The organism is Hymenobacter terrenus, assembly GCF_000972495.1.
GTDB lineage: Bacteria > Bacteroidota > Bacteroidia > Cytophagales > Hymenobacteraceae > Hymenobacter > Hymenobacter terrenus.
In genome coordinates, this window is record NZ_LATM01000100.1 from 1 (window position 1) to 1,876 (window position 1,876).

Here is a 1,876-nt window from a genome sequence, read left to right on the forward strand (position 1 = left end):
TAATATCCGACGCATCCTCAAGTTTTGTTAACTCAAACAGCCTCTAAGGAACGGCACCATCAAGTCGCAGCTCCTCTGAGAGGGATTAGTGAAAGGGCATGATTACGCTCGTTTTCCTGAACGAAGCACATTGATGTGAATAGCGACACAGCCGCTGGGGCATTGAAGACGTATCGAACCACTTTTGTCCGAATTCCGTTATATTTGTACTGGTCTGACACCGGATTATTTCGGAAGTAGGACTCCCCGGGGCCGCGCGAGCGGCCCCCTTTTTTTGCCTACACTATCGAGATGGGCGGCTGGCCTTGCTGAACCAAAAGGTTGATCGGGGCCAGACGGTGGAAGTAATTGTGTGCGCCCTTCTCCCGCACGCGCCGGTTGGGTTCGTAGAGCTGCTTGGCGAAGTAGGCAATCACGTCGACCATTTGGTGCAGGTAGGAGGTGCGCGAGTCCCACAGCACGGGGTCGCCGATGACGTGCTGCAGGGTCGGCCCCGCGGGCTGGCCCGGCGCAGCGGCGGGCTGGCGGAGCGTGTGCATCAGGTGCGTAAGCTTGGTGCCGTCGGTGTTGTCGCAAAACACGAGCCCCTGGGCGGGGCCTGCGGTGGCTAGGTGGGCATCGAAGAGCAACAAGAGCTGGCGCCACGCGTCCTGAAAGACGGTGTTGGTCACGGCCCGGCGTTTGTCTACGCTCACGGCCAGCAGGTGCACATCGGGGCGGCGCCGGCACCAGTCCACGCACTCGAGCAGGATACGCAGGCGCTCGTTGAGGGGGATGTGGGCCACCGGGCCGGGCTTGCTGAGGAAGGCCGAGGCGTGGATTTCCTCGGAAATGAGCAGGCCGTACTTGGCGGCCAGGTGCTGGCGGAAGCGGTGCAGGTCCGCCGAAATGCCCTGCAGGTGCAGCGGGTCAATGGCCAAACTGGCCAGAAAGAAGTACTGCACGGGGCTGGTGGGCGTCAGGCCCGAATCCCCGCTTTCGTCCACGTAAAGAAATTGCATACGGACGCAAAGAACGCCGATGCTGGCTGGAACAGAAGAAGGCGTGCCGCAAAACTTACCCTTTCCTTAGACGGGACTTCACACAAGCTTCATTTGCAAATGCCATTGACCCTGCACTCCTTGCTGGTGCGATTACGGTCACCAGCTGCTGGCCAAGCTGAGGAAACCCGGCCTTGGTTAAAAGTTTGGTCCAAAAGTTAATCGGCAAACCTGCCAGTAGCATCTCTTCCTGGGTTTAGTAAGGCACTCCCATATAAAAATCAAGCGATTAGCTTTGTCAAGCAGCTACTTTTAACGTCAGAGTACAGCCTTCCCGTCATGCTTGTCGAGTTAACTGTACTTTGATTGCTGAACAAGTTATCTGTACCAAATCAGCCTGTTTTCTGCCCGATTCGCTAGCGGCAGAGTGTCCGGACTATTTGTACAGTTATAGGGAGGTTTTCTTGAACAAATAGCCCTGACAACCGCTGAATGCGAGATTGTAGCGGGTGGGTGCCACGTTGGGAAGCCACTCGCTTAACTTCTGTACCAAACTTTTAACCGAGGCCATCGTTTTGCCGCAGTAAGGATGTATTCGTTCTGTTTACGGGCTTGCCGTAATTCTTTGTCCAATTGCTAACGCAACCCCCTGTTGCTCGAAGACTAGCCCACTTCCGGCTCGGTCGGCTTCACGGCGGGCTTGGGCAGGGGCGTGAGCGGCTTTTTCACCCAGTGGGGCGCGCCTTCCTTGCCGTACCACCACGCGAAGCCGATGAAGCTGATGATGGAGCCACAGAACATGAACGCCCAACGCAAGTACCGGAAAATATCGACCATCTTTTCCTTGAATGCTAAGTACCCAGCCAAAAGTAACCAGGCCTTACTTTAGGGTATGA

General features: G+C 56.1%; 2 protein-coding genes. Both read right to left on the bottom strand.

The window, feature by feature from the left end; all coding sequences use genetic code 11:
• Positions 1-278 precede the first annotated feature (278 nt).
• Positions 279-1,001: a DUF3800 domain-containing protein gene (locus WX88_RS26625; RefSeq protein WP_046247475.1), complete on the bottom strand. Its 723-nt coding sequence runs from the start codon at positions 999-1,001 to the stop codon at positions 279-281.
• Positions 1,002-1,643: 642 nt separating this feature from the next.
• Positions 1,644-1,847: a hypothetical protein gene (locus WX88_RS30630; RefSeq protein WP_156176487.1), complete on the bottom strand. Its 204-nt coding sequence runs from the start codon at positions 1,845-1,847 to the stop codon at positions 1,644-1,646.
• Between the last annotated feature and the right edge of the window lie 29 nt (positions 1,848-1,876).